Annotated in this window: 15 protein-coding genes; 6 read left to right on the top strand and 9 right to left on the bottom strand. The window is 58.3% G+C overall.

The features are described from left to right. Window positions 1-19 precede the first annotated feature (19 nt). The 9 genes from ACFC5L_RS13940 to ACFC5L_RS13900 all read right to left on the bottom strand — a co-directional run bounded on the left by ACFC5L_RS13940 (window position 20) and on the right by ACFC5L_RS13900 (window position 9,779). A complete protein-coding gene (locus ACFC5L_RS13940; RefSeq protein ID WP_104831558.1) occupies window positions 20-700 on the bottom strand; it encodes a class I SAM-dependent methyltransferase in 681 nt (226 codons plus the stop codon). Further along, the gene (locus ACFC5L_RS13935; RefSeq protein WP_375203764.1) at window positions 697-2,904 is read right to left on the bottom strand and encodes a copper-transporting P-type ATPase; all 2,208 of its coding nucleotides are present in this window, start codon (window positions 2,902-2,904) and stop codon (window positions 697-699) included. Before ACFC5L_RS13935 ends, ACFC5L_RS13940 begins: the two co-directional genes overlap by 4 nt. 2 nt (window positions 2,905-2,906) lie before the next feature. Further along, on the bottom strand, window positions 2,907-3,266 hold the full coding sequence (locus ACFC5L_RS13930; protein WP_243396480.1) for a DUF5676 family membrane protein: 360 nt from the start codon (window positions 3,264-3,266) through the stop codon (window positions 2,907-2,909). A 20-nt stretch (window positions 3,267-3,286) separates the two neighbouring features. After that, window positions 3,287-4,636 (bottom strand): APC family permease, encoded by a 1,350-nt coding sequence (locus ACFC5L_RS13925; protein WP_104831556.1) that lies wholly within the window; start codon window positions 4,634-4,636, stop codon window positions 3,287-3,289. Beyond that, entirely contained in the window at window positions 4,636-5,679 is a 1,044-nt protein-coding gene (locus ACFC5L_RS13920; protein WP_104831555.1) for a DUF2231 domain-containing protein, read from the bottom strand. Before ACFC5L_RS13920 ends, ACFC5L_RS13925 begins: the two co-directional genes overlap by 1 nt. 12 nt (window positions 5,680-5,691) lie before the next feature. Next, window positions 5,692-6,498, bottom strand: coding sequence for a copper resistance protein B (locus ACFC5L_RS13915; protein WP_104831554.1), 807 nt, complete (start codon window positions 6,496-6,498; stop codon window positions 5,692-5,694). Beyond that, entirely contained in the window at window positions 6,498-8,528 is a 2,031-nt protein-coding gene (locus ACFC5L_RS13910) for a copper resistance system multicopper oxidase (RefSeq protein ID WP_375203765.1), read from the bottom strand. Before ACFC5L_RS13910 ends, ACFC5L_RS13915 begins: the two co-directional genes overlap by 1 nt. A gap of 74 nt (window positions 8,529-8,602) precedes the next feature. Continuing rightward, the gene (locus tag ACFC5L_RS13905; RefSeq protein WP_104831552.1) at window positions 8,603-9,148 is read right to left on the bottom strand and encodes a copper-binding protein; all 546 of its coding nucleotides are present in this window, start codon (window positions 9,146-9,148) and stop codon (window positions 8,603-8,605) included. Between the two features lie 190 nt (window positions 9,149-9,338). Continuing rightward, the gene (locus ACFC5L_RS13900) at window positions 9,339-9,779 is read right to left on the bottom strand and encodes a hypothetical protein (protein ID WP_375204418.1); all 441 of its coding nucleotides are present in this window, start codon (window positions 9,777-9,779) and stop codon (window positions 9,339-9,341) included. Window positions 9,780-9,847: 68 nt separating this feature from the next. Here ACFC5L_RS13900 and ACFC5L_RS13895 point away from each other — a divergent pair, with 68 nt between their 5' ends. The 6 genes from ACFC5L_RS13895 to ACFC5L_RS13870 all read left to right on the top strand — a co-directional run bounded on the left by ACFC5L_RS13895 (window position 9,848) and on the right by ACFC5L_RS13870 (window position 17,297). Next, entirely contained in the window at window positions 9,848-10,117 is a 270-nt protein-coding gene (locus tag ACFC5L_RS13895; protein ID WP_375204419.1) for a metal-sensitive transcriptional regulator, read from the top strand. 105 nt (window positions 10,118-10,222) lie between these two features. Further along, window positions 10,223-10,585: a hypothetical protein gene (locus ACFC5L_RS13890; RefSeq protein WP_375204420.1), complete on the top strand. Its 363-nt coding sequence runs from the start codon at window positions 10,223-10,225 to the stop codon at window positions 10,583-10,585. A gap of 89 nt (window positions 10,586-10,674) precedes the next feature. Continuing rightward, entirely contained in the window at window positions 10,675-11,919 is a 1,245-nt protein-coding gene (locus ACFC5L_RS13885; RefSeq protein ID WP_375204421.1) for a TolC family protein, read from the top strand. After that, window positions 11,916-13,460, top strand: coding sequence for an efflux RND transporter periplasmic adaptor subunit (locus tag ACFC5L_RS13880; RefSeq protein WP_375204422.1), 1,545 nt, complete (start codon window positions 11,916-11,918; stop codon window positions 13,458-13,460). The genes ACFC5L_RS13885 and ACFC5L_RS13880 overlap by 4 nt, the downstream gene beginning before the upstream one ends. After that, window positions 13,457-16,627: an efflux RND transporter permease subunit gene (locus tag ACFC5L_RS13875; protein WP_375204423.1), complete on the top strand. Its 3,171-nt coding sequence runs from the start codon at window positions 13,457-13,459 to the stop codon at window positions 16,625-16,627. The genes ACFC5L_RS13880 and ACFC5L_RS13875 overlap by 4 nt, the downstream gene beginning before the upstream one ends. A gap of 175 nt (window positions 16,628-16,802) precedes the next feature. Then, complete coding sequence (locus ACFC5L_RS13870; RefSeq protein WP_104831546.1) at window positions 16,803-17,297, top strand: copper-binding protein; 495 nt, start codon at window positions 16,803-16,805, stop codon at window positions 17,295-17,297. The last annotated feature ends 74 nt before the right edge of the window (window positions 17,298-17,371 follow it).

Raw genomic sequence — 17,371 nt, 5'->3', positions numbered from 1 at the left:
TTTTGGAACGGAACGCGGGTCATCGCTTTGGATGCGCGCGAAGGATGGATATTGACCCCGTCACCGTGTCGAGTTTTTCTATCTCTTCGACCGGGAAAAAGCCGGCGTCACCCAATAGCTTTGGAATAGCGCCGTCAGCGTTTGCTTGGGTGTTTTGCACCCCATCGAGCGCCTGCACGGTTTTCCGAAAGAGAAACCGCATAAGACCAGTTTGCAAGCCGTAGTCTGCAATGAGTAAGGCGCCGTCCGGCGATAACGCTTTATTCGCTTCCGATATGATTCGCCGCTTTTCCGTGAGCGGTACCTGATGCAAGACGAGGCTGCTCACAATGATGGTTGGCGGGTCGGCGAAATAATCCTCCTCGGCTGAAAAATACCCGCAGCGAAACAGGATGTCTCCCTTCAGTTTAGCGGTTTTGTTGATAGCGCGTTTGACGGCTTCTTCGTCTGGATCAATTCCAACATAGCGAGCCCCCGGACATGTTTGATGAATTGCGAGCGCGAGACTGCCGGTGCCTGAGCCGATATCGAGGATGCGGTCGTCCGGCTGCGGTGATATGGCTGCAACGAGCGCTTTTCTCCAAGCTTTCTCCCGGGTTAACGATGCAATCGCAAAATCGTAAAGAGGTGTCAGAGCACGATGGCCCAGCGGCGGCGTATGCTGGGCGTTGCCGCCGCCGGGTGTTACGGCGCCGCTCACAGTTTAGCGCCTCGAAGCCGGAGCGCGTTGCCGATGACGGAGACAGATGAAAAGCTCATCGCCGCCGCCGCAATCATCGGACTCAGGAGCAACCCGAAAACCGGATAGAGGACGCCGGCAGCCACTGGCACGCCGAGGGCGTTGTAGATGAAGGCGAAAAAGAGATTCTGCCGAATGTTGCGCATAGTCGCTTGGCTGAGGCGACGCGCGCGGGCAACGCCGCGCAGATCGCCTTTAACGAGCGTAACGCCGGCGCTTTCCATGGCGACGTCCGTGCCTGTACCCATTGCAATGCCAACATAGGCCTGGGCGAGCGCGGGGGCGTCGTTGATGCCGTCGCCTGCCATGGCGACTTTTGCGCCGGTTTCCTGCAATTCGCGCACGATTCGGTTTTTGTCTTCCGGCGAAACGTCGGCGTGAATCTCATCGATACCGATTTTGGCGCCGACAGCTTCCGCAGTCGCGCGGTTGTCGCCGGTGAGCATCACGACTTTGACGCCGGCGTCATGCAGCGCCTTGATGGCGTCCGGCGTTGTCACCTTAATCGGATCGGCAACGCCGATGAGGCCGGCCGGTTTTCCATCGACGGCGACGAACATGACTGTCTGGCCTTCGCGCCGATGATCCTCAGCGTTCGCCGCCATACTTTCGTCGTAGGCGCCGACGCGTTTCATCATCTTCGCGTTGCCAAGCGCGACCTTGCGGCCGTCGACCATCGCCTCAACGCCTTCTCCGGTGACCGAGGAGAATTCCGACGCCGAACTGATTTGGGCGCCGCGTTCTTCAGCCCCTTCGACGATGGCCGCCGCCAGCGGGTGTTCGCTGCCTCTTTCGACAGACGCCGCCAGGGACAGGAGTTCGCCTTCTGTAAATGGAGATTGCGGCTCGACGAGGACAAGTTTCGGGCGGCCCTCTGTCAGGGTGCCAGTCTTGTCGACGACAATCGTATCGACCTTTTCCAGGGTTTCGAGGGCTTCGGCGTTCTTGATGAGGATGCCGTTCTGCGCGCCCTTGCCAGTCCCGACCATGATCGACATTGGCGTGGCCAGACCGAGCGCGCAAGGGCAGGCGATGATCAGCACCGCGACTGCGTTGACGGTCGCGAACGCCATGGCCGGCTCGGGGCCAAAAAGACTCCAGACAATAAACGTGATGATCGAAATGACGACGACCGCAGGCACGAACCAGCCCGAAACCGTATCCGCAAGGCGCTGAATGGGCGCACGGCTGCGCTGCGCTTCCGACACCATTTTAACGATCTGCGAGAGCATTGTGTCTTCGCCGACGTGGGTCGCCTTCATAATAAAGCCGCCGGTTCCGTTGACCGTGCCGCCCGTGACCTTGTCGCCGGCATTCTTTTCGACCGGGATCGGTTCGCCTGTGACCATCGATTCATCGACCGAACTTCTGCCCTCGATGATTTCTCCGTCGACCGGAACCTTCTCGCCCGGCCGAACGCGTAGACGATCTCCTTCGCGCAAATGGTCGATAGAAACTTCTTCTTCGGAGCCGTCGTCGTTGATGCGATGGGCCGTTGGCGGTGCCAATTCCAGGAGCGCGCGAATGGCGCCGGAGGTTTGGCTGCGGGCGCGCAATTCAAGCACCTGACCAAGCAGCACAAGGGTAGTGATGACGGCCGCCGCTTCAAAATAAACGGCGACATTGCCATGCATGCCGCGGAAGGCGTCCGGGAAAACACCAGGCGCGACTGTTGCGACCACGCTGAAAACATAAGCGACGCCGACGCCAAGGGCGATCAGCGTAAACATATTCAGATTCATGGTGCGAACGGACTGAACGCCGCGGACAAAAAATGGCCAGCCGCCCCAAAGGACAACGGGCGTCGCCATGGCGAACTGGATCCATTGCGGCCAGGCGCCGGGAAGCAGGCCTTCAAACGGTTGGCCGGGAATGAGATCGCCCATAGCGTAGATGAAAAGGGGGATGCTCAAGACGGTGCCGACCCAGAATCGCCGCGTCATGGAATCGAGTTCCGACATGTCTTCTTCGGCGCTCAAGGAAACGGTCTCTGGCTCCAGCGCCATGCCGCAGATTGGACAACCGGTGTTGCTGGTTTCGCGCACTTGGCTGTGCATGGGGCAGGTCCAGACCGTTCCGGTGTAACCGGCAGGGACATTGTCATATTTTCCGGGCGCGGCGTCCGCGGCGCCCGGAGTGGCGTGACAGTGAATATGTGTATCCATAATTATTCAGCGGCTCCGCGCTTGTTGAACAAGTTATAGAGGGGAACGAATACGATCGTCGTGTACCAGCCATAGACATAGGCCCAGACGAGTCCGATCAGAAAAGCTGGAAATGAAACCCAGTGAAAGCCCGGCATCATCATTTCCCACGCTTCATGCATATGCATGGCGGGAGGCGTCACTAGACCCCAGCCGATGCAAATGGCGAATGTGATTACAAAGAAGATGGACAGAGCATGTCCGACAGGAACGATACGCATGATTTGCCTCCGTTTCATCGCAGGCAGCGTCAGCATTGAGTTGGCGCTGTCGAATTCCAGCCGGTCGCACAAGGCGTCCCAGCTGCTGATGCGCTTATACATAATACCCCTATGGGGTATAGTCAAGCGTCGTGTTGATGATGCGACGCCCTGACGCCGTCTTCGCCCCTCAGTCCGCGAAGGTAGAAGAGCTCAAAAGCGAAAATGAACGCGATAGCAGCAATTCCGATTATGACGATCGGTAGATCGGCGGCCGATTTGATCGCCAGAAACGCCCCCAGCGCGACCGCATCCAGCGCAATCGCCGATAGAAGAATCCACGCCTTTGCATCGACGTCATGACGAAGATGTCGGTAGACGCCCCAGTGAATAGCGATGTCCATGACAAGATAAAATATCGCACCGAGCGAGGCGATCCGGCTCAGATCAAAGAAGACAGCAAGAAACGCTGCGAGCACGACGGTGTAGACCAGCGTGTGTTTCTGAATGCGTCCCGGCATGCCGAAATGGCTGTGCGGGATAAGATTCATTTCCGTCAGCATGGCGAGCATGCGCGACACGGCGAACACGCTGGCTAGCAACCCTGACGATGTTGCGATAATCGCAATCGCCACGGTGAAAATGACGCCATATTGCCCGAGCGCCGGGCGCGCCGCCTCGGCGAGCGAATAATCTTTTGCGGCGACCAATTCATCGATGGTCAACGACGAGCCCACGGCGAAAGCAACCGCCATGTAAACAGCGAGACAAATTCCCAGCGAGATCATGATTGCGCGCCCGACATTGCGGTTCGGGTTTTTTACCTCATCGCCGCTGTTTGTTATCGTCGTGAAGCCCTTGTAGGCGAGGATCGCCAACGCGACGCCGGCCAGGAACCCGGTGAAAGAAGAGTCAGAATTCTGGGAAGCGCTCGCCGCCTCGAACGAAAATCCCGACGCCCAAAGCGCGGCGCCGGCGAAGGCCAATATGCCGCCGACTTTGAGGACGGCCGTGATTTTCGAAACCGCTCCAATGTATTTATTGCCGGCCAGATTGATCAGAAATGCAAAGACAATGAGCCCGACAGCGAGGACCGGAACCAGCGTTGTGCTATTTTCAACGTCGAAAAGCTGCAGCGTGTAGGTTCCGAAGGTGCGGGCAACCAGGCTTTCGTTGATGACCATTGAAAACGCCATCAACAGGGCGCACGCCCCGCTAACAGCCGACTGCCCATAGGCCTTGTGCAAAATCATCGCGATGCCGCCGGCCGACGGATATTTGTTCGACATCTTGATGTAAGTGTAGGCGCTAAACGCGCTGATGATGGAGGCGAGCAGGAACGCCGCAGGGAACCAAGGACCGGCATACTCCGCCACCTGACCGGTGAGGGCGAATATGCCGGCGCCGATCATGACGCCGGTTCCCATGGCGACCGTGCCGAAAAGCGTCAGGCTGCCTTTCTTGTATTCGCTTTTACGGTGCTCATCGGACATCAGTGTTCATGTTCACCCGTGATCGGCGCAGACGACCAATGGATGTGAACAATGCGCCATTGGCCGCCCTCGCGGCGCAAGACCATCGTTTCCATCATTCTCGAATGCACGTTTTCGCCCTTGTATGTTCCATGAACCTGCGACTCGGAAATGACTGTTGCGAGATCGGCGTTTTCGATCACATCACGCTTCTTCAGTGAAAACTCGACCGCCGCCGTAAACGCCATGTCGGCCGGCATGTGGTGACCGGCATATTCTTCGACTGAGCGCTCGGCGCCGCCGCCCTCGGCGATGATGACATCAGGCGCCAATAGTGCGCGCAGGGCGGCTTCATCTTTTGCTTTTAATGCGGCGCCATAGGCGTTGACGACGGCTTCCGGAGAACCAGCCTCGACGGCGCGCGCTGGCGTCGACAGTCCTGCATCGTCATCATGGTGACCATCGCTATCGTCGTGCTCCGCATTCTCGGCGGCGTTTTCCGGGTCCTTGTCATGATGGCCGTCTATATTGTCGTGTTCTTCGGACTCAGAAGTTGTTGCTGTGCCGCCATGCTCCTGGCCTGGCGCATGCTCGTGGTCATGGCCTTCGCCGGTGACGGTGGGCATGCTTTTCACACCGAGACCGTAGCCATAGACGATCTTTCCACCCCACCATGCCGTGACCGACAAGGAGAGAGCTGCGACGGCGAGGAGCGCAACGAATATCGGTGAGGCCGCTTTCGTGCGCGCTCGCCAGCGCCAGAGCGCCAATAACAAGATCGCGGCGCCCGAAGGGACTGCCCAATTGCGATGAACTGTCATTGCCGCATGCGACGGTCCGTCGTGTGCAACCGAGTAGTAAGCCTGAAATCCCGCCGCAATCGTCGCGACGATTGAAAGGGCGCCAAATGCGAGCATCCAGTCCGCAGCCGGACGGAGCGATTCACGCCATTTCCCCGACGGCGCCAATGACGCCAGCGTGTACGAGACAAAAGCTGTTATCGACAGCGCATAAGCAAAATGAACAAGGATCGGATGAATATTCGGTTCAATCATATTTTCCATTGGTGTTCCTCCCTAGAACCAAAGCCGCAATCCGGCGACGAATGAAACGCCGCCGGGGTCTTCGCCGTCAGCGCGCGCAAAGTCAGCTGTTTCCCCGACCGAGCGCGTCCACGAGACGCCTACATAGGGCGCAAACTGCCGCCTGATTTCGTAGCGGAGGCGCGCCCCGACTTCGGCTGTGGATAAGCCGCTGCCAACGCCGACCTCCTCAACGGACTGAATGGCGAAATTCAACTCCGTACGCGGTTGAAGAATGAGTCGCTGCGTCAGCAACAGTTCATATTCAAGTTCGACCCGGGCTGAGACATCACCGTCGCCGCTGACAAAGGCGGCGGCGTCGATTTCGAACCAGTAGGGCGCAAGGCCTTGCACGCCAAGAACGCCGAAGGTTCGATCGGCGCCGGCTGTAAAGTCATGGCGCACGCCTGCCTGTAGATCGAAGTAGCGGGCGATCGGCCGTGTCCACAACGCCTGAATCTCAGCCTCTTCGAAACGATCAGCCGTCAGGTCATATTCGAGCTCGGACTTGAGGGTCAGTTTATTCCGGTCTCCGCCCCACCAGCCCTGGCCGTCAAACAGCAGCAACGGATCGCCGTCATTGGTTTGGTATTCCAGCCGGTCGGCGAGCACGTAATACATGGTATTGCCGCCATGCTCTTTCTGGACGGCGCGTCGTGCTTCCGCCATTTCTGTCGGACCGTAATAGCTGTCGGCCTGCGACCAGGGTTGGGTCGGATCCTCCGCTTTCGCAGGCGCAATCGCCAACGCAAGAATGAAACAGGCGCCGCCGGCGGCCGAGAAATATGTTGCCTTCGCCATCAGTGCTCGCTCCCATGTGTCATTTTCGAGTGGTCGGGAGATGAAATCTCTCTCGGTTTCATGGTCTCGTCGGACATCTTCATGGAGCCGTGATCCATGCCTTCGTGGCCCATCGCCTTGTGGTCCATTTTCATCTCGTCAGGCGCGATTGGCGCGGCGCCGTCGCGTGGTAACAGTGACACGACCTGCATCATCCCGGCATGCATGTGAAATAACAGATGGCAATGGAACGCCCAGTCCCCGACATGTTCCGCCGAGACATCGAATGACAATTTGTCGCCCGGCTTGACGTTCACTGTATGCTTGCGCGGCTTGTGATCGCCTTCATCGACAACAAGATCGAAAAACATGCCATGTAGATGGATCGGGTGCGTCATCATTGTATCGTTGACGAGTGTGACGCGGAGGCGTTCGCCTTCATGAAAGATGATTGGTTTTTCAACGGCGGAAAACTTCACGCCGTCGAACGACCACATGTACCGCTCCATATTGCCGGTGAGATGGATTTCCATTTCCCGTTCCGGCGCGCGCGTGTCCGGATTCGGATCAAGGCTTCGAAGTTGCGAATAGCGTAACGCGCGATGCGGCACATCTTCGAGACCGAGGCCGGGTTCATCGAGACGATTGGTCGGCGCCATGGCGACATTGTCGACGCCGGCGTCGGTCTTGTGATTGTGTTCCTGCATCGCACCGCCGGACATGTCGTGCGACATGGAAGACATTCCTGACTTGTCTTCAGACATCCCGGGCATGCTCGCCATGTCCGGTTTGACCGCGCCGTCGTTTGTGTCCGCACTGGTTCCGTGCCCCATGGCCGCATGATCCATTGACCCTTGAACATTCGGTCCCGGCGCCTTCGAGCCGCTTGCCATGGCCCCGTGATCCATGCCGCCATGATTCATGCCGGCCATTGCGGCCATGCCCATGTCCTTGTGGGTCAGGGTCGGGCGGTCGCGTAGCAGCGGCGCCGTCGCGCGCATGTCCGGTTCGGGCGCGAAAGTGGCGACGACCTGACCGGAGCGGTCGATCGATTCCGCGACGATTGGAAAGGCCCGCGCGCGTTTTGGCTCGACAATCACGTCATAGGTCTCCGCAACGCCGATCTGGAACTCGTCGGTCTCGACCGGCCGCACATTGAGGCCGTCGGCGGCGACGACTGTCATTGGCAAGCCGGGAATCCGGAAATTGAAGATCGTCATCGCCGACGCGTTGATGATCCGCAGACGCACCCGTTCGCCAGGGTTGAATATGCCCGTCCAGTTGTCAGCGGTCGCATGGCCGTTGATCAGGTAGGTGTAAGCGGCCGCCGTAACGTCCGAGATGTCCGTTGGGGACATGCGCATCTGGCCCCACATCGCGCGATCTTCGAGGGTTGCGCCGAGCCCGTTCTTTCCAACGTCGCTGACAAAGTCGCCAATTGTCCGCTGCTGGAAGTTGTAGACCTCCATATCCTTTTTGACTCTGGCGAAGACCTTGTGCGGATGCTCGAAAGACCAGTCCGATAGCACCAGCACATATTCGCGGTCTGATGTGACGGGATCGGCGCTGGCGGGATCGATGATGATCGGTCCGTAATGGCCCGCTTGCTCCTGCAGTCCCGAATGGGAGTGATACCAGTATGTGCCGTATTGCGGGACGGCATATTCATAGGTGAAAGTTTCGCCCGGCTTGATGCCGGGGAAGGAGACGCCGGGAACGCCGTCCATATAGAACGGCACCAGAAGCCCATGCCAGTGGATCGATGTGTCCTCGTCCAGCATATTCTTGACGCGGAGCGTCAGCTTCTCGCCCTCGCGAAAACGCAGGAGCGGGCCCGGAACGGTCCCGTTGACCGTAATCGCGTGGCCGCGGCGCTTGCCAATTTCAACGGCGCTATGGCCGACGGTCAGGTCGAACGAATTGCCGGCAAGCTCAAAAATGCCGGTATTGCCGGCGCTGGCGCTTTTCGCCCAAGCGGGCAGCAAACCGGTTGCGGAGGCGATGACGCCGCCCGCGGCAACTGCCTGCATAAATCGTCTTCGCGAATACATTCTAAGTCTCCAATCAGAATTACTCTTGCCGCGGCTGCGACGGCGCGGCGCGCCAGGGCGCGCCGCCATTATTGTTAGTGATGGCCTTTGTGGTCGGATTTCGCGGCGTCGCCGGACTTGCCCATGTCGCCATGGTCCATGCCCTTCATGCCGTCCATTTCGCCCATCGGGCAGGCGACGCCCTCCTCGGACGCCGACTTCATGGCGACATCGTGCATTTTCGCCATGCAGGCTTCATGCGTTCCTTCGTCGGCGTCGAGCGAACACATCATTGCAATAGAGTAGGACTTGTCTTTTTCGGCCTTCAGCATGAAGTGGACGCGCTCGCCGACCGCGAAGGCGGAGAGATCGACCGGTTTCAAAATGGAGAACTGCATTTTCATCTCCGGCCAACCGATCGATTCAATCGGTTCATGAGTGAGATCGATTTTCGACTTTTTGACATCAAGGGCGTTGATCACGCCTTCGCCGGTCGGCATGCCGCAATGGTCGCCATGATCCATGGTCTCGCCAGCTATTTTGGCGGCTGGGTCCATGTCTGATTGATCCAGCGCGGCAAGTGCGGGCGCAGCGAGGAAAGCGAGGATGGCTAAAGTTGAAACTGTCAGCGTATTTTTCATCGGGTTTGTCCTTATTGATTGCTTATTTGGCGCGAATTTCGGGTTCGCGTTTGGTGGGCGATTGCCTCGGGGCGACGTCAGACGTCAGTGGGGAAAATGTGGTGAACTGACGCCGCTGTAGGCGCGGCACAAATATCTTCATGCCGAACGCGATCGGCGCACTCTCGAAAGAGTGCGCGTCAGGACCAACCTAATTCAGAAGTTTAGTTTTCAAAGAAACTGGCGTTTCGCCGGGCGGGCCGCGTCTACGCAAAGCAACCTGAAATGAGATGGCGCTGACGCGGCTGATTGATGCAAGTGCATCATCATGAAGGATGACAAAAAACGCAGCCGACGCAGGAAGCGGGCTGGCAAGCTCGGCGATGGACGCGGTTTTATAAAATTGCGCAGCGTTGCAGTGTTGGCAGTCTGAATCGCCCGTTCCACAGGGAGCCTCATGCTCCTCGGAAACCTTTTGTGCGGTTTTATGGTTCGCGTGATAGTCGTTGCCGGCATCTAGTGCGTGCGATTCATGGACCGGCGTCGAGGCTGACACGGAAGAGGCCAACACTTCCGCACAAACACTGTGACCCACGCTTAAAATGAGCGCAAACAGTGCAAAGACAACTGTTTTTAACGAGCCTGCAAACACGCCTTGACCATCCTCTTCAAGCTGTTTATCTATACCCTTGTAGGGTATATGTCAATGTCAGGAATCTCGTGTCGGACAATTCAGCGATTATCAAACGCCTCAGCCGTATCGAAGGCCAGGTCCGCGGCGTCGCCCGCATGATCGAGGAGGATCGGTACTGCATCGATATTTTGCATCAGGTGCAGGCGATCAAATCCGCTCTATCACGGGCAGAAAGTGAAATCCTCAAAAACCATGCCCACCATTGCGTGGAGGAGGCGATTACTGCTGGCAGCGCCAAAGCGCAGAGGGAGAAGTTTTCGGAACTGGTGGATTTGTTCGAAAGGACGAAGCGTTAGCCCCCAACGGAGTAGCCTTTGGCGGAAGTTAAAAGAACATTTAGGAAACCCGTTCACTCTATCGTTGATTGACATCGAAGCCGTTCGAGGCGGATATTTGGCTTAATGCGTATCTTTGTTTTCATAGCCTTGATTTTCTCCATGGCGGTTTCGCCAGCCGTGGCGCTGGCGTCCTGCGCCTCCATGGGCGACGAGGCGGGGATGATGGAAATGGCGGATGCCGGTCCGCAGATGTCGATGGGCGCCATGGGCGCTGACGATTGTGACAGCATGAAAGGCGAAAAGTCTCAAAGTCATGACGCTGGATGCGCTGCAGCCTGCGCGCTCATCTGCCCGGGTTTTTATTCAGGCCCTGAACCAACGGCGGATAACAGTCTGGCCTTTCAGTTAGTTCAGTATGCGATCCCGCCGGTTGAGCCAGGCCAGGCGACGCCTTCGCATCTCGATCCGCCTCCTCCTCGATTCTGAGCAAATCCGCTTCCTAAAGCGGGCTTCGTCATAGCGCTGCGCGTGTTCGCACGGCGTTTGTTGCACGTGCTCAATTTTCGAGATTTATCATGCTTAAAATTATAGGCGCGATGGCTGCGGCCTTCGCGGGGCTGGCGTCGGGCGTTACATACGCCGCTGATGAGCCCCTGAAACTAAATGAAGCCGTGGAGATCGCGGTCACGGCGGAAGACCCGGCATACGCCCGGTTCGATGCGCGCGCCGCCGCACAGGAAGATCGTGCGGTTTCAGATTCGCAACTGCCCGATCCGACTTTGCGGACCGCGATCGCCAATGTTCCGACAGACACTTTCGCATTCGGCCAGGAGCCGATGACGCAAGCGCAGATCGGTCTGCGTCAGGAAATCCCGCGGGGGGGCACTTTGCGGCTCAATCGATATAAGCGCGAGGGCGAAGCCGAGATCGAACGCATGCGACGGGAGGCGACAGTACGCAACGTCGAACTCGCCGTGCGGCTCGCATGGTTTGAAAAATATTACGCGGCGAACGCGCAAACGGTCGTTGAAAAAAGCCGGTCAGCCGTCAGTGAGTTGATCGATGCGCTCGCCGCTTCCTATGCGCAAGGCAAGCTGACAAGTCAGGACGTGTTGCGCGCAGAACTGGAACTGTCGCTGCTTGATGACAGGCTGGCGGAGTTGCAGCAGCGCCAAGCCCTCGCCGAAGCCGAACTGTCGAGGTTTATCGGCGCAAACGCCTCGCGCCCGGCCCCGGATCAATTGCCGCCGCTTTCATCACTCAGATCTGTTGAAGAGATAGAACAGCGGCTCGTGCGTCATCCGGTCGTGCGCGTGAGCGACGCCATGATCGATGTCGAAGAAACCGACATTGAACTGGCGAAGCAGGCGTACAAGCCTGCCTGGGCGATCGAGGGCGGTTACGGCGCGAGGGGCGCCGACCGGCCCGACTTCGCCAGCGTCGGCGTAAGTCTGACGATCCCGCTGTTTACCAGCAAACGACAAGACCGTTCATTGTCCGCCGCGCGAAAGGACAAATCCGCGGCGGAGTTTGATCGCGCGACAACGCTATTGGATTTACGGCGCGACCTTGTCCGCGCCTACGCGGATTGGACGCAATTGGAGCGGCGCGTCAGCCTTTATGACGACGCCGTCATCAAGCGCGCTGGGGAAACTGCCGACGCATCCGTTTCCGCCTATGGCGGCGGCCTCGCCGACTTTCCCGAACTTATTCGCAGCCAGCTCGCTGAACTCGATGCAGAACTCAAACGTCTCGAATTGCGCATCGAGCGCGCCAAGGCGTGGGCGCGGCTGTCCTATCTCGCAGGAGACGACCAATGACAAAATTTCGAATGATCCTCATCTTATTGATCGCAATTGGTGCAGCAGGCGCATTTCTCCTATTGCGGCAGGGCGGCGGTAACTCGTCTGGCGAAACGACGGGCAGCGGCGAAAAGAAGATCGCCTATTGGGTGGCGCCAATGGACCCGAACTACCGGCGTGACGAACCCGGCAAGTCTCCGATGGGGATGGATCTTATTCCGGTATATGAAGGCGCCGAAAACGGCGGCGGCGAACCGTCCCTAAAAATAAACCCGGCAGTCGTTCAGAATATCGGCGTCAAGACGCAGCAAGTGGTGCGCGAGGATATGGCGCGCGATATCAATACGGTCGGCTCGATCATGATTGATGAGGAAGCGCGATCTGACATTCACGTTCGCGCCGAAGGCTGGATTGAAAAACTCCATGTTGAAGCCGTCGGCGAGAAAGTAGATGCTGGCGATGTCCTGTTCGAACTCTACGCGCCAGCGCTGGTTGCTGCGCAATCGGAATTCATTCAGGCGCTGAAGATTGGCCGCGCGCCGTTGATCGAAGCGGCGACGGAACGGCTTACCGCGCTCGGCATGAGCGCCGATCAGATTGCCGATTTTAAGCGGACGCAAAAACCCACGCGCCGCGTTGCGTTGAAGGCCCCGCAATCTGGCGTCGTCACCATGCTGAACGCCCGCGACGGCATGTATCTCAAGCCAAGCGATATGGCGATGCGGCTCGCCGATCTTTCCAACGTCTGGATCATCGCTGACGTGTTCGACACGGAGGCAGCCTGGGTGTCGGCCGGCGATCGCGCGCGGATGACCCTGCCGGCTTTTCCGGGCGAAACCTGGGAGGGGGAGGTCGACTATGTCTATCCGACCGCGGAGATGATGACGCGGACCGTGCAGGTTCGTTTGCGGTTTCCCAATCCCGGCCACCGTTTGCGGCCGAACATGTTCGCCAATGTGATGATCGGCGCCGAGCCGAAGCAAAACGTGCTGACCATTCCGCAGTCGGCGGTGATCCGGTCAAGCAAGGGCGATCGCGTCATCCTCGCCTTGGGCGAGGGCAAATTTCGCCCGGCGGAAGTGAGGGCAGGCATGGAAAGCGGCGGCAAGGTTGAAGTGCTTGCCGGCCTCGCGGACGGCGAGCGCGTTGTCGTCGAGAGCCAGTTCTTGATCGATTCCGAAGCGAGCCTTACGTCCGGATTACTGCGCATGGCTTCGCCCGAAAAAGACGAAGACGCAAAGATGGATATGGACGGCATGTCTATGTCGGAAAACAATATGACGGCGAATGACATGAAAACGATTGATGCTGTCGGGGCTGAAGGCCGCGTCGTCTCCGTCGATATGGACGCAAAAAGCGTCACTATCGATCATAAACCCGTCCCCGAAATCGGCTGGCCAGCGATGGTGATGGCGTTCAAGGCGCCGTCTGAAATCGACTTGATGAGCGTCAAAGCCGGCGAGCCTGTGCGCTTCGCGTTTAGGGAGACGGAGACCGGTTATGAACTCGATATGATTGAATCGATGCCGGAAGACGGTGAAGCGGGAGATGAGCAATGATCTCCCAAATTATCCGCGGTTCGATCGAAAACCGCTTTCTCATTATTGTCGGCGCGATTTTTCTCGCCGTCGCGGGCGTCGTCTCGCTTCGGTCGACACCGCTCGACGCCATCCCTGACCTTTCCGATGTACAGGTGATCATCAAAACCAGCTACCCGGGACAGGCGCCGCAGGTGGTCGAGGATCAGGTCACCTATCCGCTGGCGACGGCGATGCTCGCTGTGCCCGGCGCAAAAACCGTGCGCGGCTATTCCTTCTTCAACGATTCCTACGTCTACATCATTTTCGAAGACGGGACCGATCTTTACTGGGCGCGCTCGCGCGTGCTCGAATATTTAAGTCAGGTTGCGCCGCAACTCCCTGAAGCGGCGAAACCCGCGCTCGGTCCCGACGCTACCGGCGTCGGTTGGGTCTATCAATATGCGCTGATTGACAAGACCGGCCGCCATAATCTCGCCGATCTCCGCTCGCTCCAGGACTGGTTTCTGAAATACGAGCTTCAGACTGTCGAAGGCGTTTCGGAAGTTGCCGCGATTGGCGGCATGGTCAAGCAGTATCAAATTGTCGTCGATCCGAACCGATTGCGGTCCTTCGGCATTCCGCTTGTTGATGTCCGGCGCGCCATAGAGCGCGGCAATATGGAATCGGGCGGGCGCGTCGTTGAAATGGCGGAGGCGGAATATATCGTCCGCGCCGGCGGCTATGTGGAGTCCATCGAAGACCTGGAGCAGATTCCCTTGCGCGTCAGCGATGCGGGAACGCCGATCCTGTTGCGCGACGTGGCGGACATCAGGCTCGGCCCGGAGCTTCGCCGCGGCGTCGGCGAACTCAACGGCGAGGGTGAAGCCGTTGGCGGCGTTATTATCATGCGCGCCGGCGGCAACGCCGAGGCGACAATCAAACGCGTCAAAAAGAAACTCGAAACCCTAAAGGCGGGTCTGCCGGAAGGAGTCGAGCTCGTCACGACCTATGACCGCTCCAAGCTCATCGAACGCGCGGTTGAGACTCTACAAGGAAAACTGCTGGAAGAGTTCATTATCGTCGCGCTGGTCTGCGCGCTGTTTCTTTTTCATCTGCGATCCGCGCTTGTCGTTGTCATCAGTTTGCCGCTGGGCGTTCTTGCAGCGTTTATTGTCATGAACGCGCAAGGCATCACCGCCAACATCATGTCGCTCGGCGGCATCGCCATCGCCATCGGCGCCATGGTCGACGCCACCATCGTGATGATCGAGAACGTGCATAAAAAACTTGAAGAAAATAGTGAGGTTCAAGGTTCCGGACGCTGGCGGTTGATCGCCGACGCCTGCGTCGAAGTCGGACCGCCGCTGTTTTTCTCACTGCTGATTATCACGCTCAGCTTCACGCCGATCTTCGCGCTGCAGGCGCAGGAAGGGCGGCTGTTCTCGCCGCTCGCTTTTACCAAGACCTACGCTATGGCGGCTGCGACCATCCTGTCGGTGACGCTGGTTCCGGTACTGATCGGATTGCTCGTGCGCGGGCGCATCGCGCCGGAACATGCAAACCCGATTAATCGGCTTTTTATGCGTGGGTACAAGCCGGTCATTGGCCTGGCCTTGCGCCGGCCATGGATCACGCTTGCTGCGGCAGGAATATTGATGGCGAGCATGGCGATCCCCGCGAGTCTCATCGGCGGCGAGTTCATGCCCGATCTCGACGAGGGCGATCTTCTCTACATGCCGAGCGCATATCCGGGGATCTCCGCCGGCAAGGTCGCACAGGTCGTTCAGCAGACGAACAAGCTGATCATGACCATTCCCGAAGTCGAGACGGTCTACGGCAAGGCGGGCCGCGCAGAGACCGCGACGGACCCGGCGCCGCTTCCGATGATCGAAACAACAATCCAGTTGAAACCGCGCGATGAATGGCGTCCCGGCGTCACGATGGAATCCTTGAAAGCCGAACTCAATGCGCTCGTCGATGTGCCGAGCCTCACCAATGTCTGGATCATGCCGATCAAGAACCGGCTCGACATGCTGGCGACAGGCATCAAGACCCCGGTTGGGGTCAAGGTCGCCGGGCCCGATCTCAACGTCATCGCCGAAGTCGGCCGCGACATAGAGAACGTCTTGCAAGACGTTGACGGCACGGCTTCCGTCTATGCGGAGCGCGTGACCGGCGGGCGGTTTATTGATGTCGATATCAATCGCGAAGCCGCGGCGCGTTTTGGCCTCAATATCGCCGACGTCCATGACATCGTGAAGACGGCGATTGGCGGCATGACGATCAGCCAAAGCGTTGAAGGACTTGAGCGCTACCCGATCAATCTGCGCTATCCGCGCGAAGTGCGCGATTCTCCAGCGCGTCTTCGCGAATTGCCGATCGTTACGGCATCGGGCGCCGAGATTCCGCTCGGCCGGATCGCTGACATCCGCATCAATGAAGGTCCGGCGATCATCCGCAGCGAGAATGCGCGGCTCAATGGCTGGATTTATGTGGACATCGCCGGTCGCGACATAGGCTCTTATGTCGACGAAGCGCGGCGTGTGGTTGCTGAAAATGTCGATTTGCCGGCGGGTTATTCGATCGCCTGGTCGGGACAGTATGAATACATGCAACGCGCCAAGGAGCGGTTCGCCTATGTCGGACCCGGCATGTTGCTGATCATCATGTTGCTCCTGTTCCTGAATTTCAGGCGCGTGTCCGATGTCTTGATTATCCTCGGCACCTTGCCCTTCGCGCTTGTCGGCGGGTTATGGCTGATGTTCCTCCTCGGCTTTAATTTGTCTGTTGCCGCCGCGGTCGGGTTCATAGCGCTTGCTGGCGTCGCCGTCGAAATCGGCGTCCTGATGATCATGTATCTGAAACAGGAAATCGCCGCGGCGAATGCAACAGCGAGAGAGGAGGGCTCGCCTCTCGACGAACCGCATTTCGCCGACGCCATCGCCAAAGGCGCGCTGCGCCGGCTGCGCCCGATCATGATGACTTTTGCGGTTATCTTCGCAGGGCTATTGCCGATCATGTACGGCCATGGCGCCGGCGGCGAGGTCATGCGCCGCATCGCCGCGCCAATGATCGGCGGCATCGTCAGTGCGACCGTGCTCGCGCTTGTCGTGATTCCGGCGGTCTACTTCCTGTGGAACCGCCGGGCGCTTCAGCATGTTGAACAATATGACCCCGTCGATCCAAATCTGGCGCCGGCAGAATAGGATCGGAGTAAGCGGCGTCACGGGCATTTGCTCGCTGCAGTCAGAAATACGTATAGGGAGCATGTAAATTGAGGAAACGAACGAATTGCTCCAGCCGACTCTTGTGGGCGGCCTCGTTTCATGCGCGACGAGGTCAGCCGTCTCTCAGTGCGCATAACATCGAAAGGAAACTGCAATGAAATCTATGAAACTCTCCACGATCGCCGCTGGCGTCGCCATCGCGCTCATTTCCGTTCCGGCGCTCAGCCAGAGCGGAGACATGAAAATGGGCGAAATGAAACGCATACAGATGGACGGCATGTCCTGCTGCAATGACATGGCGCCCGGCTTCGGCGTCGTCAACTCCGTCGATCTGGATGCGAGGACGGTCAATCTCTCGCACGATCCCATCAAAAAAATCGGATGGGGCAAGATGACGATGGACTTCGCAGTCAGCGACATGGTCGCGCTTCAGAAGTTCCAGAAAGGCGACAACGTGCATTTCATGCTGACGAAGAATGACGACGGCGCCTACGACGTGTCGATGATGATGCCTATCGGCGGTGATCCGGAAGAATTCAAAGCAGCGATGAAATCGATGATGGGCGGCGGCATGATGTGCGAAGGAATGAAGATGGGTGATGGTATGATGGACGGCATGCAACAGGGCTCCGAGAAGGACCAGAATTGACGACCGGCGGGAAGCAAAACTAGAAGACTTTTAGAGTCCGGGCGGCTTTCGCTCAGCCGTGGTCAGCATACTCG

This window comes from Hyphococcus sp. (assembly GCF_041986965.1).
In the GTDB taxonomy this organism is placed as follows: Bacteria; Pseudomonadota; Alphaproteobacteria; order Caulobacterales; family Parvularculaceae; genus Hyphococcus.
This window is presented reverse-complemented; position numbering and strand designations above follow the sequence as displayed.

Coding starts and splice junctions, on each gene's coding strand:
- ACFC5L_RS13875 (WP_375204423.1), top strand. CDS start 13,457: ATGATCTCCCAAATTATCCGCGGTTCGATCGAAAACCGCTTTCTCATT.
- ACFC5L_RS13870 (WP_104831546.1), top strand. CDS start 16,803: ATGAAATCTATGAAACTCTCCACGATCGCCGCTGGCGTCGCCATCGCG.
- ACFC5L_RS13915 (WP_104831554.1), bottom strand. CDS start 6,498: ATGGCGAAGGCAACATATTTCTCGGCCGCCGGCGGCGCCTGTTTCATT.
- ACFC5L_RS13925 (WP_104831556.1), bottom strand. CDS start 4,636: ATGTCCGATGAGCACCGTAAAAGCGAATACAAGAAAGGCAGCCTGACG.
- ACFC5L_RS13880 (WP_375204422.1), top strand. CDS start 11,916: ATGACAAAATTTCGAATGATCCTCATCTTATTGATCGCAATTGGTGCA.
- ACFC5L_RS13935 (WP_375203764.1), bottom strand. CDS start 2,904: ATGGATACACATATTCACTGTCACGCCACTCCGGGCGCCGCGGACGCC.
- ACFC5L_RS13910 (WP_375203765.1), bottom strand. CDS start 8,528: ATGTATTCGCGAAGACGATTTATGCAGGCAGTTGCCGCGGGCGGCGTC.
- ACFC5L_RS13930 (WP_243396480.1), bottom strand. CDS start 3,266: ATGTATAAGCGCATCAGCAGCTGGGACGCCTTGTGCGACCGGCTGGAA.
- ACFC5L_RS13885 (WP_375204421.1), top strand. CDS start 10,675: ATGCTTAAAATTATAGGCGCGATGGCTGCGGCCTTCGCGGGGCTGGCG.
- ACFC5L_RS13890 (WP_375204420.1), top strand. CDS start 10,223: ATGCGTATCTTTGTTTTCATAGCCTTGATTTTCTCCATGGCGGTTTCG.
- ACFC5L_RS13905 (WP_104831552.1), bottom strand. CDS start 9,148: ATGAAAAATACGCTGACAGTTTCAACTTTAGCCATCCTCGCTTTCCTC.
- ACFC5L_RS13920 (WP_104831555.1), bottom strand. CDS start 5,679: ATGGAAAATATGATTGAACCGAATATTCATCCGATCCTTGTTCATTTT.